Genomic DNA, 22,002 nt, shown 5'->3' with positions numbered 1-22,002 from the left:
CCTCTTTAACCTGATGCAGGCGGGGTGTCAGGTTTAACTTAACCTGATGCAGAGCCCAGCCTGACTTCAACCTGATGTTCCTGGCGATGGCTTTCCAGCGCTATTTCGTCACCGTCACACCGTTTGCCATCCAGCCACAGCTGATAAGTGCTGTCACCGCGAGTGACCCGGATGTTGTAGTTCCCTTCCCCCTCACGGTAGACAATTTTTATGTCTGACCAGTCAGCGGGAAGCTGTGGCCGGACAGACAGCGCGTTGCCGCGCCGGCTTATCCCAAGCAGACTCTCACTGATAAGCTGATAGGCCCAGCCTGATGAGCCGGTATACCAGGTCCAGCCGCCTCGCCCGCTGTGGCCTTCGGCCGCATACACATCCGCAGCCATCACATAAGGCTCTGCTTTGTAGATCGCCATATCCTGTTGATTGCCACTATGATTAACCGGATTAATCATAGAGAGCAGGGACCAGGCGCGCTCTGTTTCACCCATCGCCGCAAAGGCCATAATCGCCCACAGAGCCCCATGGGTGTACTGACCGCCATTTTCCCTGACGCCCGGTAAATAACCGCGAATGTAGCCCGGATTTGGCCCTGCGCCATCGAAAGGCGGAGTGAGCAATTTAATCAGCCGGTTATCCTTATCAACCAGATGCTGATAAAGCGCCGCCATTGCTGACCAGCATCTGGCGTCCTCGCCTGCGCCAGAGAGTACCGACCAGCTCTGGGCAATGGCGTCTATCCGGCACTCACTGTCAGCATGTGAACCGAGCGTCTGGCCACTGTCAAAAAAGCCGCGCAGATACCATTCGCCATCCCAGGCCGCATGGTTAAGCGCGGTCTTGAGCGTCTGCGCGTGCTCCTGACAGTGGCGGGCGGTATCGGTATCGCCGAACCGCACAGCCAGCGCGGCAAAGCGGTCCAGAACCGTATAGAGGAAGAAGCCGAGCCAGACGCTTTCACCCTTGCCGGCAATCCCGACGGTACTCATACCATCGTTCCAGTCTCTGGAGCCCATCAGCGGGAGGCCGTGCTGACCGTAATTAAGAGCGTGGTTAATCGCGCGAACGCAGTGTTGCCATAGCGGTTCATTAACCTTACTGACGCCCGGAAGCTCATAGACAGACTCTTCGTCCTCTGCCAGCAGGCGACCTTCAAGGTAGCTGACGGGCTGTGACAGCAGCGCCATATCATCGGTTGCCTGCACATAGCGGCACAGCGCATAGGGCAACCACAGGTAGTCGTCGGAGCAGCGGGTTCTGACGCCACGGCCAGCAGGCGGATGCCACCAGTGCTGTACATCTCCCTCGATAAACTGGCGGGATGCACACAACAACAGCTGATCGCGCAGGCGCTGAGGGGCAGCGTGGGTCAGCGCCAGCGTATCCTGTAACTGATCGCGGAAACCAAAGGCACCACCGGATTGGTAATATCCGCTGCGCGCCAGCAAACGGCTGGCCAGCGTCTGGTACAGCAGCCAGCCGTTTGCCAGTAAATCGACCTCCGCTGCCGGTGTCTGGATTTGCACTTTAGTCAGCAACTGCTGCCAGTGCTGTTTAACCCTGGTCAGCTCGTTCTGAGCTTCCCCGGTGGAGAGGAACTGTTGCATTAGTGCGGTCACTGCACTCTCATCTTCCCCGACGCCAAGGGCAAAAACAAAGCTGCGGCTGTCGCCGTCAATCAGTGTCGTCAGCGTCTGCAGCGCGGCGCAGGGATCCATTCCTGCCCCGGTGTTACCCGAAAGACCACGAACATTCATCATCGCGGGCTGCCGTGTGGTGCCGTTACGACCCAGACACTCAAGCCGGTTGCCGCTGTACGCAATCCGGGTACCTGTGACGGCAAAAAAAGCGGTCCGCGCAGAGCCCGTGCTGTTATAAAAGTTTCTGGCGAGAACCGCGCTGCCTGTGGCGATAGCGGCAGGGGAGGTCACCACATGCCTTGCGGAGCGGCTCGCCAGCTCACCCAGAACCCATTCGACGTATCCGGTAATCGACAGATTACGCGTTTTGCCAGAGAGGTTACTCAGCGTCAGCAGGGAAAGTCTGACCGGCGCCTCCTCTGCCACGAACACCGTTAGCGTGCTGCTGATGCCATACTCCGTGTGTTCAAACGTGCTGTAACCGAAGCCATGACGGGTCAGATAATCGCCCTTGCCGCGAACCGGAAGCGGCGTCGGCGACCAGACATCACCCGTCTCTTCATCACGCAGATAAAGCGCTTCGCCAGAGCTGTCACTGACGGGGTCATTGTGCCAGGGCGTCAGACGATATTCATGCGCGTTTTCATACCAGCTATAGCCCTGGCCACTCTCGGAAATGACGGTGCCCAACTGGCTGTTGGCCAGCACATTGCACCACGGCGCAGGCGTCTGCTGCTGGCCGGAAAGAATGATGTGATATTCGCTACCGTCCTCGTTGAAGCCACCGGTGCCATTAAAAAACTGCAACCGCTCCGGCGAAAAGGTGACGGCTGCAGGCGGCGGCGTCTTACTGACCGATGGAAACGCAAAAGCAGGCGGGGTGCGCACCGGTTTTAACAGCGTGCTGAGCTGATCGGCGAGGCTGCCGTTCCGGCCTTCCAGCACGACCGCCGCAACGCTCAGCAACAGTTGCAGATCGTCAGCGGAAAAACTTTCGCTTTTGCGGATAAATATGCCGCCAGGTTTGTCCGCCTGCTGCCGTTCATCTCCGGCGGGGATCAGGGTCGTGAGCTGATTGAACAGGTTCTGCTGGTAGCCGCCCTGGTCGCTGTTCAGGATGAGCAGATCGACCGTCAGCCCTTTTTGTCGCCAGTACTGATGCGCCTGAATGAGCGTGGTGACCAGGTCGAGCTGATTATCGTTTTCTATCCGAACCAAAAGAATCGGCAGATCACCCGAAATCGCATGACGCCACAATGACTCCTGGCCCAGCCGGTTCTGCATCAGCGCGTCTGATTCGCCACGCATTTCGGCACTGGAAAACAGTACGGCACTGGCCAGTTGATTAAACAGGCTGGTATCTTCGGTGCGGATATTCAACTGACGCAAGGCGACCTGACTGTGGGACCACGCCAGTTCAAACACCCGATCGGCGCTGATGTGGTTACGGTACTTCTCAATCAGCGCAATAGTGGTGTCACGCTGAAGTGTCACACCGTAAAGCATATCGATGGTGACGGTCTCTCCCGCTTTTAACGTCACTGACTGGCGAATTGATAACACGGGATCTAACACCGCTCCCTGCTGACCCGTTAATTCACTGCCCGGCATCAGCGCCTGAGCATCGGCTGGCGTCCTGCCGCGCCCGAGAAAACGAGCCCGGTCGGTTTCAAAAGAGGTCTGGCGGCCGGTATTGCCATGTATCGCCATCGCGTGAAACATCCATGCCGTCACTTCTTTCTCTTCACGTGGCCGACGGTGAGCCAGAATCGCTTCCAGCCTGTCAACGATCTCAGTCTGGACGAACAGATTACTGAACGCAGGGTGGGCCATATCGCTGGCTGCTGGCGCCAGTACCACTTCGGTGTAGCTGGTGATATCGAACGGGCGGGTCTGACGGGAACGGTTAGTGACCGTGATGCGTCTGATCTCCACATCATCTTCCGGGGAGACCACGATATGCGTGTGAATGCTGAAGGTGGTGCCTGAAGCGTCAAACTCAATCCCGGCATCATTGAAACGGGTTTTATAATGCGGACGCTCGCAGCAGGTCGGCTGATAGCTATGAGCAATCACTTCGGCGGATTGCTGATCGGTAACGTAGCAGAACGTTCCGTAGTTGTTGCTGGTGCTATCTGCACGCCAGCGGGTGAGTGCCAGCCCCTTCCACTGGCTGTAGCCTGTCCCCGCGTGCGTCACCATCAGATGATAATCTGCATTGGAAAGCAGCTGAAGTTGTGGCTGGCGCGGATCTGAACCACTGAATTCACGCTGGTCGGGAATGCTGCGCTGCTGTTTAGGGTCACTGTTTTCGACAAAACTGCGGCGTGGGGTATAGAGCTCAATATCATCAGGCACTTTTTCCTGCAGCAGCAAACGCGACGACTGAAACAGTGCGCTGGACATAAAGCGCGCGACCATGGGCGCATCCAGCAGCTGGTGAGAGAGCGCTAGCAATCCCATCGCCTGGTGATGGGCCATATACGATTTGACGATCGAAAATGGCTGACCGGGAGCCAGTCGGTCCGCGGTGAAATCCAGCGCTTCGTAATAACCGTAGTCACCGCTGGCACCCATTTTTTTAAGTCTTATCAGATTAGCTGTCGCCTCCTGCGGCAGCACCATCAGCGCCAGCAGCGTCGCATAGGGCGCAACAACATGATTGTCATTCAGGCCGCGTTTCAGACCCAGTTCCGGCGTACCAAATGCCCGATACTGGTAGTTATGATTGACGTCAAACGCAGCGTAACCCGATTCCGAAACGCCCCAGGGCGTATCGGTGCTGTTACCCGAGGCAATCTGTTGCCTGACCGCCGATAACGCCATCTTTTCCAGTAGCGTGTCGGGGTAAACCGGCATGACCAGGTGCGGCATCAGGTATTCAAACATTGAGCCGCTCCATGACATCACGGCGGGCTGGTTATTCAGCTGAGTAAATAAGCGACCCAGTACAAACCAGCTCTTGGCCGGAAGCTGGCTGGTGGAGATAGCAAAGTAGTGCGTCAGGCGGACTTCTGAAGGGAAAAGGTCATATTTGCTGGCGTCCAGCAGACCGCTGTCCATGTTATAGCCCACGCTGAGTAAAGATGTGGCCGGATAATAGAGAAAGCGGAAGTCCATACTGGCGTGATCGCTGAGGCGGCTGTCCAGCTCCAGCAGGGCAGCCATCCGTTCGCGGGCGGCCCATATCGCAGTCTCTGCCTGTTTTTCCGGGAGCCCGGGGCGGTTCAGGTTCAACTCAGCGAGCCACAGCAATGACGGAATGTCGGCAGGCAGTGGCGCATCCGGGGTAACCCAGCTGAAAAGGAGGGCCCACTCCTGAGTGAAATCGACCAGCTGCTGGTGGAAAAGCGCCGGCCAGTTTAACCGCGTTGTCGGAAGATAAGCCTGTTCTGCTACCACGCTTAATGCCAGCAGAGCCTGCATCCCGGCGTGAAAATCGGCGGGTGAAGCGCGCTGCATCAGGCTTAGCTGCGCATCGATTTTTTCCACTATGTCGCTGCGGGTGTCGCTCAGTTGGTCTTTAAGCAGTGAGATGGTATCGGAGAGACCTTCCAGGATACAGGGGAGAGACATCACCGGCTGGTATTTCCACTGCGCCAGGCCAGCCTGAAGGGTCACAAGGTGAGCCGCCATATTACCGCTGTCTACCGTTGAGACGTAGCGTGGGTTCAGCGGTTTTAACGTCTGGGTGTCATACCAGTTATAAAGATGTCCTCTGAAATGCTCCATTCGATCAAGGGTATCGAGGGTGTCGAGCGTCCGGCTGATGACCCGATTCTGGCTGATATAACCAAAATCCCAGGCCGTCAGGTTTGCCAGCAGCGACAGGCCAATGTTGGTCGGTGAGGTCCGGTGGGCCACCCGCGACTCCGGAATCTCCTGCAGATTATCCGGCGGCAAATGGTTGTTATCACTGCTGGCAAATTCGTTAAACCAGGCCCAGGTTCTACGCGCGGTGCGACGCAAAAAGATGCGCTGTTCCGCTGAAAGGCTGCCTGGCTGAGCGCGTTCAGGCTGGCTCATGCGGCTCAGTAACGCGGGGGCGACCGCCCACAATAAAGCGAGCGCCAGTGCGACATGCGTCATCAACGGCATGCTCAGGCTGGTCAGGAATACCAGAGCCGCGCCTGCTACCGGATTAATCCACATGCGGCGGTAGAAATGGCGCACATCAGGCTCGACAGGTTTCTGTGATGAAGCGCTTTTCCACTCGTTCAGAAAGCGGTGGCTGATAGTCAGGCGCCATAAGGTTACGATAATCGCCTTCAGCGACCAGTAACTCTCGTGAGGCAGGATGGCCAGCGCCAGGCCAGCGCGGGAGAGGCGGTTAAAGGCATCGGTGACCAGCATGGATAAATGCTGCCGCCAGGCACGCTTTTTACTTTTCGTCACCCCGTCGATTACCAACGCTGGCAGTCCCGGAAGCAGCAGAAAGAGCATGATGCATCCGACCCAGAATGCCGGGTTCGGTACTATCGTGCACAGCATAAACACCAGCATCAGCAGGGCAGGCGCCACCAGGCTGCGGCGCAGGTTGTCTGTTAATTTCCAGCGGGAAAGCGCACTGAGCGGGTTCTTTTGACGACTGCAATCTTCCTGCCGCACCTGCAACCGTAGCCAGTTAAGGAGCTGCCAGTCGCCCCGCACCCAGCGAAATCGTCGGGCAACATCGCTCAGATAACTATCCGGATATTGTTCATACAGGACGACGTTACTGACCACACCGGAGCGGGCATAGCACCCCTCAAGCAGGTCATGGCTCAGCACCAGATTTTCCGGACAGGTATTGCGTATCGCCCGGCTAAAGGCAGCGACATCGTAAATACCCTTGCCGACAAATGAGCCTTCACCAAACAGATCCTGATAAATATCGGATGAGAGTGAGGAGTAAGCATCATTCCCCGGAATGCTGCTGCACAGCCGGGCATAGCGGCTCTGACCGTTAACCGGTATCTCTTCAGCCAGACGAGGCTGCAGGATGGCATAGCCTTCAACTACTCGATTTTTGACATCGTCGAACACCGGTGCATTGAGTGGGTGGGCCATGACGCCAATCAGCTTATGCGCAGTCTCACGCGGCAGTATTGTGTCGCTGTCGAGAGTAATCACATATTTAACGCTGTGCAGCTGCGTCTGCGTGGCACCTACCGTGACGCTGAAGGCGTTTTCTTCACCCTGAAGCCAGCGATTCAGGGCATGGATCTTACCGCGCTTGCGTTCATACCCCATCCAGACGCCCTGAGAAATATTATGGGTGCGGTCACGGTGTAACAGGGAGAAGAGCGCAATGTCCGATTTACCCCCGCTGTAGCGCCGATTCAGCGCTTCCGTTTTCAGCACGGCGTAACGGATAAGCGCGGCGTCATGATGATGATCCTGTTCGGCGCTATCGGTAAAGTCGGTCAGTAACGCAAAACTGATATTCGCTAAGGCGTTACCGAGATAGCAGATTTCCAGAGAGCGCAACAGGGCGTCTGTTCCCTCATTGCTGCTGAGTAAACAGGGGATAACTACCAGTGTGCGGTCATGCTCCGGTACCGCCAGAGAATAATCGAGTCGGGGCAGGGGAAGGGGATGGCGGCTGCGGGTGGTTAACTCGCTCAGCAACTGCAAGGCTAGCTGGCTGCTGACAATGATGGCGGGCAGCACCAGCAACCAGAGTAATGACGCCATGCCCGCCTGATGGGTGCTGTAGAGCATCTCGGCGGTAAACGCGGTTGTCAGCAGTAAAAGGCTGCCTAACCAGGAGAGTAAAGGAGTCTGGCTCAGATGCTGCCGGCTCCTGTTCAGCCACTTTACTTTAACGTCAAGCTGCTGTTCCAGTTGCTGAAATCCTTTATCCAGCAGGTAATAGCCGACATGCTGCTGACGCAGGGGAAGATCAGGCTGGCTGGCCAGCGTCAGCACAGCCTGGGCGACTTCACGTTCATCAAAGCGACTGTGCCGTGCCAGACGTTCAATCACGTGGCGGTAGTCATCGCGACTGTCAAAATGCATCAGCGGGTATGTCCCGGTGGGATCCTGCTGCAGGACTTTCTCAACCAGGCTGACGGATTCGACAAAGGCCTGCCAGTCAATTTCGCCGAGTTGCCGCAGGCCAGTAATACTGTTGCTGACAGAGAGCTGACTCAGGGCCAGCTGCCGGTTGAACTGCTCAATGACTTCCGAGGTTTTCCGGCCGGTATTTTCCAGCTGTTGTTCGACCCAGGTTAACGCCAGAGTATTGTTCTGGCCACTTAAGCGCCGTTCAAGTTCAGCGACGAAAGCGCCGGAAACCTGCGGGTTCTGGCGGGCCATATCAGCGATGACCAGAATAACTTTTGACGCATCTTCGGCGGCAGTGGAGAGGATATCGCTGATCCACTGCTCCGCTTTATTACGTTCCTGATGTACCCTGGCGACGTCAGCCGCAATCCGGGCCAGATTGTTGATAAGCGCAAACCGTAACATGGCAGGCATGGCCCACAGTTCGCCGAGCAGCAGGGGCGTAACGCGCTGGTAGGCAGCGATAAAAGGATGCAGGACGCTGGTTTCCAGTCTGCCATCACTGTGCTTAATCATCTCCTCGGCGATAGCCTGGATGCGCAGGTAATGAGCCGACTCCTCCAGCATGGGCAGTCCTTTACCAAATTTTGCCGGTAACAGGTGCCGGACCAGGCGGATCTGCTCTTCAATGATGTAAAAATTATCCAGTATCCAGACGGCCGCCGGTGTCTGGCTGCGCTTATCGCCTTCACTCAGGATCTCTGCGCTGCGCGTCAATGACAGTTCATTATCTGCCAGCTGCTGCAACAGTCGGTAGGACCATTTTCCACCCGACAGATTATGCGTTTTCGCTAATTTTTCGCCGTAGTTATCCATTTGTTCAGCCGAAAAAATATCTGGCCGGTGGGCCTGATAAATACCTTCAGTCGGGAACAAAGGAAAATGCTCATCGGGTAATTCACTTTCCCGGCTGAACCACGTCGTCAGTTTTATTTTCACACTCATTTCCTTGCGCTTGCGCAGCAGCTGGATCCGGAAAAAAAGAAAGGATGACAAAAAAGGAGCCAAAAGAAGGGCTGGAGGTGATAAACAGGTGTAGATGATATTGATTATAGTCCTGTTTCCGTTATTCGTAGCTATCCTGATTAACCGGCTGGCGTTCTCTTATGGCAATAAAATAAAGTTAAAAAAATAAACAGCTGCCTTCTCCTCACCTTAGCCCTGTTTAACATCAGAGCCGACAGATAAAAAAATTAATTTACCTGCACTGTGTTACGCTGATGGCAACATTTCAGAGGATAACGACATGACCTGGTTGAGCTTTCTCTTCGACGCGCTACACAGCAGCGAAACCAATACACAGTGTCCGGTGTGTAAAAAGTTTTCCAGACAGTCTGTAGCTAAAAAGAATAAAGGACAGGCAGTCTTATGCCCTCACTGTAAGTCATTGTATGTTATATAAATTCCGTCGTCTTTTTATGTTGCGATCAACAGGCAGCAGCAAGTCATACTGTTTAACCTTATCCCTCATTGAGGCAATTTATCCGTAACATGTTTTTCAATGTGCTGATAATTCTGCATTATCTTTCGTACTCGGTGAAATAACGCTGTGATTCGCCCTGGTCGAGAAATTCGAATGATGAAAGTTGAATAATATCTGGTCCTGCAGACCACACTTCATTAACTCTTGAAATAATATCGCCTTCCTGAAGCGTCAGAAGGTTATTAATGCGTAACACCGCAAATCTGCCATTTTCAAATTCGACCTGATACAACGCAACGTTCTTCAGCGGCATGATGGTTCTTCCATGAATTACCCGGCAGCAGAGTTCAGCACTTGATGAACTTTTCATGATAAACCTCTAATCTATTCATACTCTTCTGTTCAATAAATTAATCTGCAGCATTGTGAATCTGACCTCAGCGCACACGTTGTGCAGATTTCAATTGGCCCGTCTGGACTGCATTTGTTCATATCCGTAAATATAGCGGGTTTATGAAAATAATCTGATACACCCTCTGCAGGGTTAAAAAGTGACTCCGGGGTATCAGTCGGGTTATCAGAGTGAGGATGAGTGGCGTCTTTTACAGGGAAAATAGTGGGTAAAAGAGTGTGAGGTTAAGCAGGGAAAGGAGAGGTGAACCTGTAACCCAGGTACCGGAAGGTGAAAATGCAGTGCTTCATGCTCTCAAAAGAATGGCCGTCGTAACCGATGAAGCAAACCGGACCACCACACCGCTGCTGGATGCGGTTGATATCAGCATTGCAGCTGATGACGAGCTCGCACGTCTGGCTGAGTGGAACTAACATTGCAGCGGATTTTTTATTACCCATCAATGAAAGTCACTGCAGACAGACATGAACCCATCCGGCAACTGATTACTGTTGTGATTAACGGTTTTTACCCAAAGTTCGATACTGAAGGTAAACAAGCTCTCGATTGTAAACCGGGATAGGGTGCTGGCAGACTGGGGGAAGGATTGGGTTCACAATTTATACTGACCCAATTTATCGCTAAAAAAATATTCACTCGTGACGTTACAGTTGAGGATGTTAAGCGGTTAGTCAGAATTGCTTCTTCGCTATTGTTGAAGGTTCTCATAGTGCAAGGTTAGACTGAAGGGGTTTAAGTCTCATCAAGGCGGATGCAAAGTAGATTTCTGATGGACTCTTCAAATGTTTTTCGAATGAATCTGGCTATGGTCGATTTCCTCTTAAAGTGGCCACTCAAATTCTATTTGATTCATATCAAGAGACAGTGATTAATATGTGAAAGGATGCAAAATGAGCTCTGCAAAATCATTTCTTCTAAAATTCGGTAAGTTCATTGGTATACAAACTGCAAATATTTTTGAAGCCATCTCAACAGGGATTTTCTCATTTGCTGCATTTTTCTCTTTGTTCTTACTTGAAGGTTGGCTTTGGAAAATTGTTGGTTTCTTCGGGTTCTTCATGCTTGCCTACTTTGTTGCTTACCTGATGGATAAGCTAAAAGGAGAAGCATGATCGGTATGTGTTTTTATCCGTAATTAACCTATCAAACAACAAGGCCGTGACACAGATTATGGCCTTCTTTATGGTTGTAAAAAAAGCAATAAAACTATAAAGCTGACTAACAAAGTCAGAGTGATGCATATCATTAGTTAGATTTTTATTAACGAATTATGCATGGGCTACGTAGATTATTACTGCTTCGGTTAAAAGCATCGCTTACGTAATGGAGAAAGTATGTATAGGCCGTACAGGCGTTAAACATAAAATTATCCTCTGAAGAAGCTTGATCGGGAAAGCTGAGACTACAGTAAGATGGATCCCCAAAAAAATACACGTGGAACCAGACCGCTTTCTCTCGCAAGCCGAATGCTTATTCGCCAGCGTTTTCAGAAAAAACGTCGTACTATTACATGGAAAAAAATGCTGCGCGGTGAATGGGCATATACAACAAGTGTCGGGGCATATGTTGGACGTTGGGTGCCCTGGATTGGCGCTGTGTTAACTGCATATGATCTTTCGATTATTACCCGCAATGTTGTTCATCGATATATGCTGATTACAGGTGAAAAAGGATAAGGCTGGTTATGAGTAAAGTTGAAGATGTTCATCGTCTGATAAAGAAATACTTTTGGGAAATGCGAGATGATGCATCCCTGAGTACAGGTAAAAATTGCGTTTTGCCTGAAGAGGCCTTTGAGTTTTTTGAAGAGTATGCTGAACTATTTAGTATTGATATGAAGCGGTTTGATTTTCGTCTCTATTTCCCGGCTACAGGCATCCCTTTTTTGCCGAACGCTATTTTGCCAAAATATCTGCGCACCGATCATCATCAACCTGAGCCTTTGACTGTTCAGATGCTGATTGATTCCGCTAAGGCGAGGGAGTGGCTTTACTAAAATATGATGCAGTAAAAAGAGTGTTCATTTTTTATAAAAAATAAAAAAGGTTAGGTGAAAAATTTAAAGAGGAAAATGGAAAGTAGTTAAAACTCCTGACTATATAGAGGTTGCTATCAATATGAGCGCTATTAATAGCGCGCTATGGCAGTAAGTTTATGCAGGATTGCTGGGAGCTTACTACTCATTAATGGCTTGATATCTTCGTCCGGTGTTCATTAGGTACTTGAATGAGAAGGAGTATTCCACAGAACTTTCATTTTTAAACCTTTTATATCTACACTTTTAAATTCTATAAGGCGATGTCAAAATTATCACATTGCCTGGTAATGCTAAAGACGTCTCGTCATTTCCAGGCAGAGGTCAGCAGCAGATGCTGTTATTATGATCTTAATCATATCCACTGAAATCTTTTACAAGTAATAAGACTGATTTTGTAAATATAAATGTTTTTCTTAGTTGGCCTCATCTTTCTGCGGTATATCGTTACTTTTTTGATCAGTCGTGATCTTGCATATAGGTTTGTAGTAAAGAGTTGATATCTTCTTTCTGTCTTTTCTTGGCTTTTTCTCTCGCCTCCCTGCTGTTACAGGCCAATTGGTAAGCAAATTTGAGAGTATTTCAAGAATGTGATGCATTTACTTTTCCCTCTATTTTATACAGTTTATGAATCCTACCTATATTAGCCTGATAATATTATTCATTATCTTGAATTACAGTGACGTGCTCCCTGTTACAAGATTGGTAGCAAGTGAAGAATCGGATCGCTACTACACTTATCAGCCATTATGAACATACGATTAATTCTTTGAAAGCTGCCAACAATTTATACAAATGGCATAAAGCCTATCGTTGATGGTGAACAGGTATGAGTATCGACTATTCACCATTTCAAACACCGGGATTGTGGCAGATTTACGATACAGACGGTAATTTTATTTGGCTGGAAAAAACTATCAGAGCTTCTCCCTATTGATAAGCGAGTTACTTTACATACTTCTGAGGTTTTTTGCTTTGTTTAGTAGTTTTGTTCCACCTGCTTAAAGCAATCAGCAGCGGCATGATAAGGCTGTTGAGGAAAATGCACCGCCACTTTACCGCCACTCAGAAATTCAGATACAAAAAAACCGCTTCAATGAGCGGCTTAAATATATGTATTTTATGACTAAATTTGGTGGCCCCTGCTGGGCTTGAACCAGCGACCAAGCGATTATGAGTCGCCTGCTCTAACCACTGAGCTAAGGGGCCAGCGGAGCGGGGATTATAAAGTATCTCTCCAGGGCAATCCAGCACTCAGCCACCGGTTGCTGAAATAATCAGCAGTGATTTACCTGCTGATTTCTATAGCAAATCTGGCGAACCGCGATCCCGAAGTCGCAAACAGGCACGGATTATGCTTCTCCGCGCCTTTAGTGAAACCGGACTTCAGTCGTTATGGCTGATAGCTGACTCAGCGCTGACGATAACGGGATGCTGATTGATTCCGTGAAAGGTGGGGAACCATTGTGCCACGTGCCTGATCGTAGTCGTGCCACATCTGCAGATCCTCAAGCGACGGAATGGTTACCGTCTCCTTGCTGTCGAGTCCGGCAAGCGCGGCGTCCACCATCTCATCAACGTCCATCAGCATTTCAGCCGGGATGTCATTAATAGACTGGCCTGCGCGGTCGAAAATTTCCGTACGGGTCGCTCCGGGCAACACCGCCTGTACCTGCACACCGCTCTCTGCAAGTTCACGCTGCATCGCACGCGTCAGAGTCAGTACGTAAGACTTAGTGGCGTTATAAGCGCCGTTGAACATCTCGTGCACCAGCGACAGCACAGACGCGATATTGATAATGATGCCATTTCCGCGCGCTTTAAAAGCCCGGCCAGCCGCCTGTGCCAGACGGGTGGGTGCCAGAATATTTAACGCCAGCATGCTGTTAATGCGTGTGATGTCCGCCTCCAGAAACTCACCCTCAACGTTCATGCCCGCGTTGTTCAGCAGCAGCGTAATCTGTGCGTTGTTCGCGAGTTCCGACTCCACGCGTTGCAGATCCTGCTCGTGCGTTAAGTCAGCCGCCATAACCGTCACCCGAATATCGTGCTGCTTTGCCAGTGCGTCAGCCAGGGTGGTGAGCCGGCCCTGATCGCGCGCGACCAGAATCAAATCATAACCGCGTGCTGCCAGTCGTTTTGCATAGGTCGCACCGATACCGCTGGATGCGCCGGTGATTAAAGCTGTGCCTGATTGTGACATCTCTTTTTCCTCGTATGATGATCGTCATAATAGCCATCAATATGACGATCATCATATCTGTCGTCAAGCTGGAATATGATGACCGTAATAATTACTATAATAGCCAGACGCTACGTAGCAGACACCGCAGGAGATGAGATGGAGAAGCAGAGCAGCAAAGCGCATACGCGGCGGCGTATCCTTGATGAGGCGGCGCGCGTGATGCGTGAAACCGGCACCGAAGGAATTGGTGTAGCGGCGCTAATGAAGCGGGTCGGTCTGACACACGGCGGTTTTTATGCGCATTTTACCTCACGCGAGGAGCTGGTTCAGGAGGTGCTGAAGCATATGTTTGCTGAAGCCGATACCTTAAAGCCCGCGGAGTCCGTGACCCAGCCAGCGCAGCAGCTGGCAGATTTTATTGATAGCTATCTTTCCGAGGCGCATCGCAATGCGCCGGCACAGGGCTGTCCATTAGCCGCTCTGGTGAGTGAAGTGGCTCATCTTCCACAGCCGACACGGCAGATCTTCGCACAGGGCTTTAATGCGATGCATGCCGGTCTGGCGCAGATATTGCGTGAGCTGAGGCTGCCCGATGCGGAAGCGCTGGCCTCCAGCATGCTGGCAGAGATGGTTGGTGCGCTGGCGCTGGCGCGAGCCTGTCCGGATGCTGAGCAGGCCAGCCAGATGCTGCAACGCAGCCGCGATGCGCTGAAGCAGCGTACGCTGGAGGTGGCGGCATGAGTGAACACGCTATCCGCGACATCATCAGTTCCGGTCTTGATGTGCTGTTCTGTGGCATTAACCCGGGTCAGTCAACCGCCCATCAGGGGTTCCACTTCGCGCATCCCGGCAACCGGTTCTGGAAAGTCATCCATCTGGCGGGATTCACCCAGCAGCAACTGAAGCCGGAAGAGGAGCAGCGCTTAACGGAGACCGGCTGCGGCATCACCATGCTGGTTGAGCGGCCCACGGTGCAGGCGAGTGAATTAGCGCCTGATGAGCTGCGCGATGGCGGTAAACGGCTGATGGAAAAGGTACTGGATTACCAGCCGGCTGCGCTGGCTATCCTTGGTAAGGATGCGTTTCGTCGTGCTTTTAAGCAGAACAAAGTCGAATGGGGCAAACAGCCGATATGTATGGGGAAAACGCAGGTGTGGGTGTTGCCGAATCCCAGCGGCCTTAATCGCGCATCTCTGGACGAGATGGTAGAGGCGTATCGTCAGCTCTATGTGGAACTGCATGCGGGGAGCGAATGAATCTGCGCAGGGCAGGGGAGAGGCAGTAACAGGCAGGCATAAAAAACCCCGGCGAACCGGGGTTTTTGTCTGACTTAATCGTCGAGGAAGCTGCGCAGCACTTCCGAACGGCTCGGATGGCGCAGTTTACGCAGAGCTTTGGCTTCAATCTGACGAATACGCTCACGCGTAACGTCGAACTGTTTGCCCACTTCTTCCAGCGTATGGTCAGTGTTCATATCGATACCGAAACGCATGCGCAGCACTTTCGCTTCGCGCGCGGTCAGGCCAGCCAGCACGTCATGGGTCGCAGAACGCAGGCTCTCTGAGGTAGCAGAATCCAGCGGCAGCTCCAGCGTGGTGTCTTCGATAAAATCGCCCAGATGTGAATCTTCATCATCACCAATCGGCGTCTCCATGGAGATCGGCTCTTTAGCGATTTTCAGCACCTTGCGGATTTTATCTTCTGGCATCAGCATACGTTCAGCCAGCTCTTCCGGCGTGGGTTCGCGGCCCATCTCCTGCAGCATCTGGCGTGAAATACGGTTGAGCTTGTTGATGGTCTCAATCATATGCACCGGAATACGGATGGTACGCGCCTGGTCGGCGATAGAGCGGGTGATAGCCTGACGGATCCACCAGGTCGCATAGGTTGAGAACTTGTAACCACGGCGATATTCAAACTTATCTACCGCTTTCATCAGGCCGATATTACCTTCCTGAATCAGGTCAAGGAACTGCAGACCGCGGTTGGTATATTTCTTGGCAATCGAAATAACCAGACGCAGGTTAGCTTCCACCATCTCTTTCTTGGCGCGACGTGCTTTGGCTTCACCGATCGACATGCGACGGTTAATGTCTTTGACCTGTTCAATGGTCAGACCGGTCTCTTCTTCGACCTGCGCAAGTTTTTGCAGGGAACGTGTCACGTCATCCTGCACTTCCAGCAGCTTTTCAGACCACGGCTTGTTCATGGCCAGTGCGGCTTTGAACCAGGTTTCATTGGTTTCGTTGCCGGTAAACAGCGTGATGAAATTTTTCTTCGGCATTTTGCACAGCTCAATACAGAGCTTCATGATCAGACGTTCCTGCGTACGGACGCGTTCCATCATGGTGCGCATGCTGCCTACCAGGTAATCGAACTGCTTCGGTACCAGGCGGAACTGCTTGAAGACATCAGAGAGGTTCTGGATTTCAGCAACGGCGGCAGCATGACTGCGACCTTTGCTTTTAATCACTGCGCGGGTAGTTTCATACTGCTTACGCAGGTCAGAAAACTTCTCGCGCGCCAGTTCCGGATCGATTGAGTTATCGTCGTCGGAGCTGTCATCATCCTCCTCATCTTCTTCTTCATCGTCCTTACGATCGGCATCAGAAAGTTCAGAGCCCACGTGCGTTGCCGTTGGGGCGATATCTTCTTCTGCGTTAGGATCGACGAAACCGGTGATCAGATCGGAGAGGCGTGATTCGCCTGCTTCAACTTTGTCGTACTGATCCAGAAGATACGTAATCGCTTCAGGGTATTCGGCTACAGAACACTGAACCTGGTTAATACCGTCTTCAATACGCTTAGCGATGTCAATTTCGCCTTCGCGCGTCAGCAGTTCAACGGTACCCATTTCACGCATATACATGCGGACCGGGTCAGTGGTACGCCCGATTTCAGATTCAACGCTGGATAACACCTGAGCGGCAGCTTCCGCGGCATCTTCGTCAGTATCGGAGCTGTTTTCGTTCAGCATCAGATCGTCGGCATCCGGGGCTTCTTCAACCACCTGAATACCCATGTCGTTAATCATCTGGATGATGTCTTCGATCTGATCTGAGTCGACGATATCTTCCGGCAGATGGTCATTGACCTCAGCATAGGTCAGATAGCCTTGCTCCTTACCACGGGTGACAAGAAGCTTGAGCTGTGACTGCGGGTTTTGCTCCATAAGACGGTATCCACACTTCTGTTAAATTAGATTGGTGTCGGTCGGCAGCGAGCCAACAATAGCAGTAAAGGCATTTAATTCTTGCCGCTGCCTTCGTCGCGGCGTGGGCTTTGCCCATCAGTAATCGGCACTTAAGCCGCTTGTATAAACTCTGTGCTAAGGGCCTGGCTTACTCGCCATTCTGCTCCCCGGCAGTGCTCGCTTTCCTCACGTACTTCAGTACGCTCCGGAAGCTGTGCGCTGGCGGTGACCAGACTGGCTTCGACGCCTGCGGCCTTTAAAATGTGTGCTAAGGACCCGGCTCTACGCCAGAGGCCTTTAAACCTGGTACTGCGGACTATTTCGGTCCCGGACTGTTCACGGTAGCGAAACGGGTGTCCGCTGCACTAAAACAGGCAATCTGCCCTTTCATCTGTCAGAACGGGCAGCGTGCTGAAAACAGTTACTTTCTGGCAAACGCCTGACTGAGAGTCCAGAGTTCCCGGCGCTCATCGGCGCTCAGTCCCTGGGTGCGTTCACGCGCAATCAAAAACTCCAGGCGCTCTTCAAGAGCAGAGTCGTAGATGCTGGCCAGCGAATCCTGAAACACCGCTTCGGCTTCCTCATCTACTATCATGTGGTTCCAGATCGCCAGTGTTTCAAGCGTCTGACTAAAATTTGTTCCGCGATATAACTCTAGTAGCTGACCGGTGGTCAATCCAGGATTCTCATTACAACGGCCCACTAATTCAATAAATAGCGGTAAACCCGGCATTTTTGACTCAGACAGCCCATCAAGCGAAGGCACCAGGGTGGCCAGCTGCGGACTCTGAATCAGCAACGCGATCAGCACGCGCATAGTGGTACGCTTCAGCGGTGGTGCTACCGGCGTCGTTCCGCTTGCGGCCAGCTTTGGCATCAGCTTTTCAAGCTGATTGTCGTCAAGAATACCCAGTTTATTCCCCAGTTCCTGACGCATATAAATACGTAAGGTCTCACCAGGGATCTGCGTAATCAGCGGTAAAGCCAGCGTGCTCAGGCGCGCTTTTCCGTCGCGTGAGCTCAGATCCACCTGCGGCAGCAGGCTATCAAATAAAAACGAAGAGAGCGGCATTGCCTGCTCCATCCTCGCTTCGAAGGCGTCTTTACCCTCTTTGCGTACCAGCGTATCCGGGTCTTCACCATCGGGTAAAAACATAAAGCGTAGCTGACGACCATCATTCATGTAAGGCAATGCGGTTTCAAGTGCACGCCATGCCGCTTCACGACCAGCCCTGTCGCCGTCGTAACAGCAGATCACGGTGTCGGTACTGCGAAACAGCAACTGAATGTGTTCAGCAGTGGTGGAGGTGCCTAATGACGCGACGGCATAATCTATCCCGTACTGCGCCAGCGCAACCACGTCCATGTATCCCTCAACCACTAACAGGCGGGCGGGTTCAGGATGGTTCTTAACGGCTTCATAAAGGCCATAGAGCTGGCGGCCTTTATGGAAAATAGGTGTTTCCGGCGAGTTCAGATACTTCGGCGTATCGTTACCCAGCACGCGTCCGCCAAAACCTATGACGCGTCCACGCTTATCGCGAATCGGAAACATGACGCGGTCGCGAAACCGGTCATAAGTTCGGCCTTTGTCATTGCTGACCAGCATGCCCGCTTCCATCAATGACTCGCGATCTTCCGATTGCTTACCAAAACGCTTGAGAACGTTATCCCAGCCGGCTGGCGCGTAACCTATGGCGAAGTGATTGATGATTTCGGCGCTCAGACCACGACGATCAAGATAGTCGCGTGCTGGCTGCGCACTGGATTGCTGCAGACCCTGCTGATAAAAACCGTTCAGGTTCTCCATCAGCTGATACAGGCTCTGGCGCTGATGGCGTTCCATCTGGCTGGGCCCGCTGCCTGCTTCGTAAGGCACGTCTAAACCGTGGGAAGTGGCTAACTCTTCAATACTTTCCACAAACTCCAGACGATCAAAGTTCATTAAAAAGTCGATAGCGTTGCCGTGTGCACCACAGCCGAAACAGTGATAGAACTGCTTTTCGCCGTTTACGGTGAAAGAGGGCGTTTTTTCATTATGGAAAGGACAGCACGCATGGAAATTCTTACCCTGCTTTTTCAGCTTAACGCGGGCATCGATAAGATCCACGATATCCGTGCGGGCAAGTAAATCGTTGATAAATACGCGTGGAATTCGTCCAGCCATACGCCCCAGATTTTCAGCTCATAAACGGCAACAAGCCGCGCTTCCTTTCGGAAAGCACGGCCTTTTACTTGACTCTGTCTGCGTGAATCACGCGGTGGAGGCGGACCTCCGGAACGACTTAGTACAGACGAGTGCGGCGTGCGTTTTCGCGAGCCAGTTTCTTGGCGTGACGCTTAACTGCTGACGCTTTAGCGCGCTTACGTTCGGTAGTCGGTTTTTCATAGAACTCACGACGACGAACTTCAGCCAGAACGCCTGCTTTCTCGCATGAACGCTTGAAGCGACGCAGTGCTACGTCAAATGGCTCGTTTTCACGTACTTTAATTACCGGCATGTAACTCTCACCTCGATAAAATTCGGTTTTTGCTGCTGACTGCGGCGCCAGCACATTTCAAAATGGTGCAGCATTTTACTCCAACTCAAGTTGGTTTGTAAAGCACCATGGATAATTTGAAACCAACAGGAGCGTTTGCCTGTGCGGCTGCCGGTTTTTCCAGGGGCGGGAGTATAGCGCACTCTTTAGCCGACAGAAAATGACTTTTTACGGTGGATGCCCGCGCTGCACATCCAATTGCTGTGATAAACTGCGCGCCGCAAGAATGAGGTGATGCAATGCGAATTCTGGGTATTGAAACGTCGTGCGATGAAACCGGCATCGCAATCTATGATGACGAGGCCGGATTACTGGCTAACCAACTCTACAGCCAGGTAAAACTGCACGCCGATTATGGCGGTGTGGTGCCGGAACTGGCCTCACGTGATCACGTGCGGAAAACCGTGCCGTTGATTCAGGCTGCGCTGAAAGAGGCCGGTCTGGAGCCGCAGCAGATCGACGCGGTGGCTTACACAGCAGGCCCTGGACTGGTCGGTGCGCTGCTGGTTGGTGCCACCATTGGCCGCGCCCTGGCGTTTGCCTGGAAAGTCCCCGCCGTGCCGGTCCACCATATGGAAGGCCACCTGCTGGCGCCGATGCTGGAAGAGAATCCGCCGGAATTTCCGTTTGTTGCACTCCTGGTGTCGGGCGGACATACGCAGCTGATTAGCGTCACCGGCATTGGTGAATATGCGCTGCTGGGTGAATCGATCGATGATGCGGCGGGTGAAGCGTTCGACAAAACGGCCAAGCTGCTTGGGCTGGATTATCCGGGCGGACCAATGCTGTCGAAGATGGCGCAGCAGGGTACGGCGGGACGTTTTACCTTCCCGCGTCCGATGACCGATCGTCCGGGCCTGGATTTCAGCTTCTCTGGCCTGAAAACCTTTGCCGCCAATACCATCCGCGCCAATGATGATGATGCTCAGACCCGTGCTGACATCGCCCGCGCCTTTGAAGATGCGGTGGTAGATACGCTGTCGATCAAATGTAAGCGTGCGCTGGATCAGACCGGCTTTAAGCGGCTGGTGATTGCCGGTGGCGTCAGCGCTAACCGCACACTGCGCGAGCAGATGGCGATCATGATGCAAAAGCGCGGCGGTGAAGTGTTCTACGCCCGCCCGGAGTTCTGTACCGATAACGGTGCGATGATCGCGTATGCGGGCATGGTGCGGTTAAAAGGCGGAACGCGGGGAGAGTTAAGCGTCAGCGTGCGACCGCGCTGGCCGCTGGCGGAACTGCCCGCCATCTGATGTGAAAAAAGCCGGCTTGCCGGCTTTTTTTATGGCTGAGATTTCTTTTTGCGCTTCCAGATCTTGCCTTCCTGACCCCGCCACAGCCGCTGAATATTATCGTGATGACGCAGCAGGATCAGACAGGAGAGCATAGAAACCGGGAAGGTGAACTGCGGTTTGAACCACCAGACATAAAAAGGCGCGATCAGCGCGCTGACGATGGCACCCAGCGAGGAATAGCCGCTGAGTAAGACCGTTAACAGCCAGGTGCCGGTGACCAGCCCGGTTAAGTCCCAGCCAATCGGCGCAATCGCGCCAAATGCCGTCGCCACACCCTTGCCACCGCGAAAGTGAAAGAATACCGGATAGATATGACCCAGACAGGCGGCGATGGCGGTCAGGCCCAGATAGAGCGGAGTCACGTGCATCAGATAGGCCAGCCAGACCGGCACCATCCCTTTCAGCACATCAAACACTAATACGCTGGCTGCTGCGGTTTTACCGCCCAGACGCAGGACGTTGGTGGCACCCGGATTGCCGGAACCGTGTGTGCGCGGATCGGGCAGGCCAGCGAGTTTGCAAACCAGAATCGCACTGGAAATCGAACCGCAAAGATACGCGAAAATAATCATACCAAGCGCGAAAGCACTCATAACACCGTACCGTTCCCTTTAGGGTCGTTTTGATCTCTTTAACCGTGGATAATACGCATAATCAGCCGGAAGTGGTATCCGGCTTAGCCAAAAACAGAGACTCTCATCATGGATATCGTATTTATAGAACAACTCACGGTCTTCACCACTATTGGCGTTTACGACTGGGAACAGGGCATACAGCAGAAGCTGGTGCTCGATGTCGAAATGGCCTGGGATAACCGTCTGGCGGCCAGCAGCGACGATGTGAAAGATTGTCTCAGCTATGCGGATGTCTCCTCGGCGATTCTGACGCATCTTACCGGCAGTCGTTTTGCGCTGGTTGAACGGGTTGCTGAAGAAATCGCGGATCTGTTGATGAACCGTTTCAATTCGCCTGGCGTCCGCATAAAGGTAAGCAAACCGGGGGCTGTAGCCCAGGCAGCACAGGTTGGCGTGCGAATTGAGCGCGGGACTATTCCTAAATAAATACGATGTGATTGCCATCACAATGAAACCAAACCAAATTACTGTCTGTCATAGCGTGTACCGTTTCGTTACAGCAGGCGAAATGGTGTAGACCTTAAGGTTTAATTCAGGCTGATAGCGGCATGATTTCAGGCGATAGCCACGCGCTACCGCCTTTTTAATGGTTTTGAAAC

15 protein-coding genes, 1 tRNA gene and 1 pseudogene are annotated in these 22,002 nt (G+C 52.4%); 9 read left to right on the top strand and 8 right to left on the bottom strand.

The annotated features are described in order from the left end of the window. Positions 1 to 38: 38 nt before the first annotated feature. A complete protein-coding gene (locus AC6I8B_RS16560; RefSeq protein ID WP_497817529.1) occupies positions 39 to 8,624 on the bottom strand; it encodes a GH36-type glycosyl hydrolase domain-containing protein in 8,586 nt (2,861 codons plus the stop codon). Positions 8,625 to 8,931: 307 nt separating this feature from the next. Between AC6I8B_RS16560 and AC6I8B_RS16555 the strand changes: the two genes are divergently transcribed. Continuing rightward, complete coding sequence (locus tag AC6I8B_RS16555) at positions 8,932 to 9,087, top strand: YnfU family zinc-binding protein (RefSeq protein ID WP_216844881.1); 156 nt, start codon at positions 8,932 to 8,934, stop codon at positions 9,085 to 9,087. Positions 9,088 to 9,205: 118 nt separating this feature from the next. On the opposite strand, the gene AC6I8B_RS16550 is transcribed toward AC6I8B_RS16555, so the two are convergent. After that, complete coding sequence (locus AC6I8B_RS16550) at positions 9,206 to 9,478, bottom strand: hypothetical protein (protein WP_232526492.1); 273 nt, start codon at positions 9,476 to 9,478, stop codon at positions 9,206 to 9,208. Between the two features lie 344 nt (positions 9,479 to 9,822). On the opposite strand from AC6I8B_RS16550, the gene AC6I8B_RS16545 reads away from it, so the two are divergent. The 4 genes and pseudogenes from AC6I8B_RS16545 to AC6I8B_RS16530 all read left to right on the top strand — a co-directional run bounded on the left by AC6I8B_RS16545 (position 9,823) and on the right by AC6I8B_RS16530 (position 11,516). Then, on the top strand, positions 9,823 to 9,933 hold the full coding sequence (locus AC6I8B_RS16545; RefSeq protein ID WP_157353765.1) for a tail fiber assembly protein: 111 nt from the start codon (positions 9,823 to 9,825) through the stop codon (positions 9,931 to 9,933). Between the two features lie 477 nt (positions 9,934 to 10,410). Beyond that, complete coding sequence (locus AC6I8B_RS16540) at positions 10,411 to 10,632, top strand: hypothetical protein (RefSeq protein WP_010699764.1); 222 nt, start codon at positions 10,411 to 10,413, stop codon at positions 10,630 to 10,632. Positions 10,633 to 10,944: 312 nt separating this feature from the next. Next, positions 10,945 to 11,196, top strand: a pseudogene (locus AC6I8B_RS16535) (STM2901 family protein); the annotation flags it as partial. Between the two features lie 8 nt (positions 11,197 to 11,204). Further along, a complete protein-coding gene (locus AC6I8B_RS16530; RefSeq protein ID WP_157353763.1) occupies positions 11,205 to 11,516 on the top strand; it encodes a DUF1493 family protein in 312 nt (103 codons plus the stop codon). 1,172 nt (positions 11,517 to 12,688) lie between these two features. Here the strand turns inward: AC6I8B_RS16530 and AC6I8B_RS16525 are convergent. Beyond that, positions 12,689 to 12,764, bottom strand: a tRNA-Ile gene (locus AC6I8B_RS16525). 202 nt (positions 12,765 to 12,966) lie between these two features. Further along, positions 12,967 to 13,758: an SDR family NAD(P)-dependent oxidoreductase gene (locus AC6I8B_RS16520; RefSeq protein ID WP_157353705.1), complete on the bottom strand. Its 792-nt coding sequence runs from the start codon at positions 13,756 to 13,758 to the stop codon at positions 12,967 to 12,969. 138 nt (positions 13,759 to 13,896) lie between these two features. On the opposite strand from AC6I8B_RS16520, the gene AC6I8B_RS16515 reads away from it, so the two are divergent. Then, entirely contained in the window at positions 13,897 to 14,481 is a 585-nt protein-coding gene (locus tag AC6I8B_RS16515; RefSeq protein WP_157353703.1) for a TetR/AcrR family transcriptional regulator, read from the top strand. After that, positions 14,478 to 14,996, top strand: coding sequence for a G/U mismatch-specific DNA glycosylase (gene mug, locus AC6I8B_RS16510; protein ID WP_033769837.1), 519 nt, complete (start codon positions 14,478 to 14,480; stop codon positions 14,994 to 14,996). Before AC6I8B_RS16515 ends, mug begins: the two co-directional genes overlap by 4 nt. 74 nt (positions 14,997 to 15,070) lie before the next feature. Here the strand turns inward: mug and rpoD are convergent, their stop codons facing one another. The 3 genes from rpoD to rpsU form a co-directional block, all read right to left on the bottom strand. Beyond that, the gene (gene rpoD / locus AC6I8B_RS16505; RefSeq protein ID WP_010678531.1) at positions 15,071 to 16,912 is read right to left on the bottom strand and encodes an RNA polymerase sigma factor RpoD; all 1,842 of its coding nucleotides are present in this window, start codon (positions 16,910 to 16,912) and stop codon (positions 15,071 to 15,073) included. Between the two features lie 442 nt (positions 16,913 to 17,354). Further along, on the bottom strand, positions 17,355 to 19,100 hold the full coding sequence (dnaG, locus tag AC6I8B_RS16500; protein ID WP_010699748.1) for a DNA primase: 1,746 nt from the start codon (positions 19,098 to 19,100) through the stop codon (positions 17,355 to 17,357). A 118-nt stretch (positions 19,101 to 19,218) separates the two neighbouring features. Next, positions 19,219 to 19,434 carry a 30S ribosomal protein S21 gene (rpsU, locus tag AC6I8B_RS16495; protein ID WP_001144069.1) on the bottom strand — a complete coding sequence of 72 codons (216 nt, stop codon included), beginning with the start codon at positions 19,432 to 19,434 and terminating at the stop codon, positions 19,219 to 19,221. 278 nt (positions 19,435 to 19,712) lie between these two features. On the opposite strand from rpsU, the gene tsaD reads away from it, so the two are divergent. Then, a complete protein-coding gene (tsaD, locus tag AC6I8B_RS16490) occupies positions 19,713 to 20,726 on the top strand; it encodes a tRNA (adenosine(37)-N6)-threonylcarbamoyltransferase complex transferase subunit TsaD (protein WP_010249066.1) in 1,014 nt (337 codons plus the stop codon). A 29-nt stretch (positions 20,727 to 20,755) separates the two neighbouring features. Here tsaD and plsY read toward each other — a convergent pair whose 3' ends face one another. Beyond that, positions 20,756 to 21,361 (bottom strand): glycerol-3-phosphate 1-O-acyltransferase PlsY, encoded by a 606-nt coding sequence (plsY, locus tag AC6I8B_RS16485; protein WP_010249063.1) that lies wholly within the window; start codon positions 21,359 to 21,361, stop codon positions 20,756 to 20,758. 108 nt (positions 21,362 to 21,469) lie between these two features. On the opposite strand from plsY, the gene folB reads away from it, so the two are divergent. After that, complete coding sequence (gene folB, locus AC6I8B_RS16480) at positions 21,470 to 21,829, top strand: bifunctional dihydroneopterin aldolase/7,8-dihydroneopterin epimerase (RefSeq protein ID WP_010249061.1); 360 nt, start codon at positions 21,470 to 21,472, stop codon at positions 21,827 to 21,829. Positions 21,830 to 22,002: the final 173 nt, after the last annotated feature.

Source organism: Pantoea sp. X-Soil-ISGK-285 (assembly GCF_059730815.1).
This window is presented reverse-complemented; position numbering and strand designations above follow the sequence as displayed.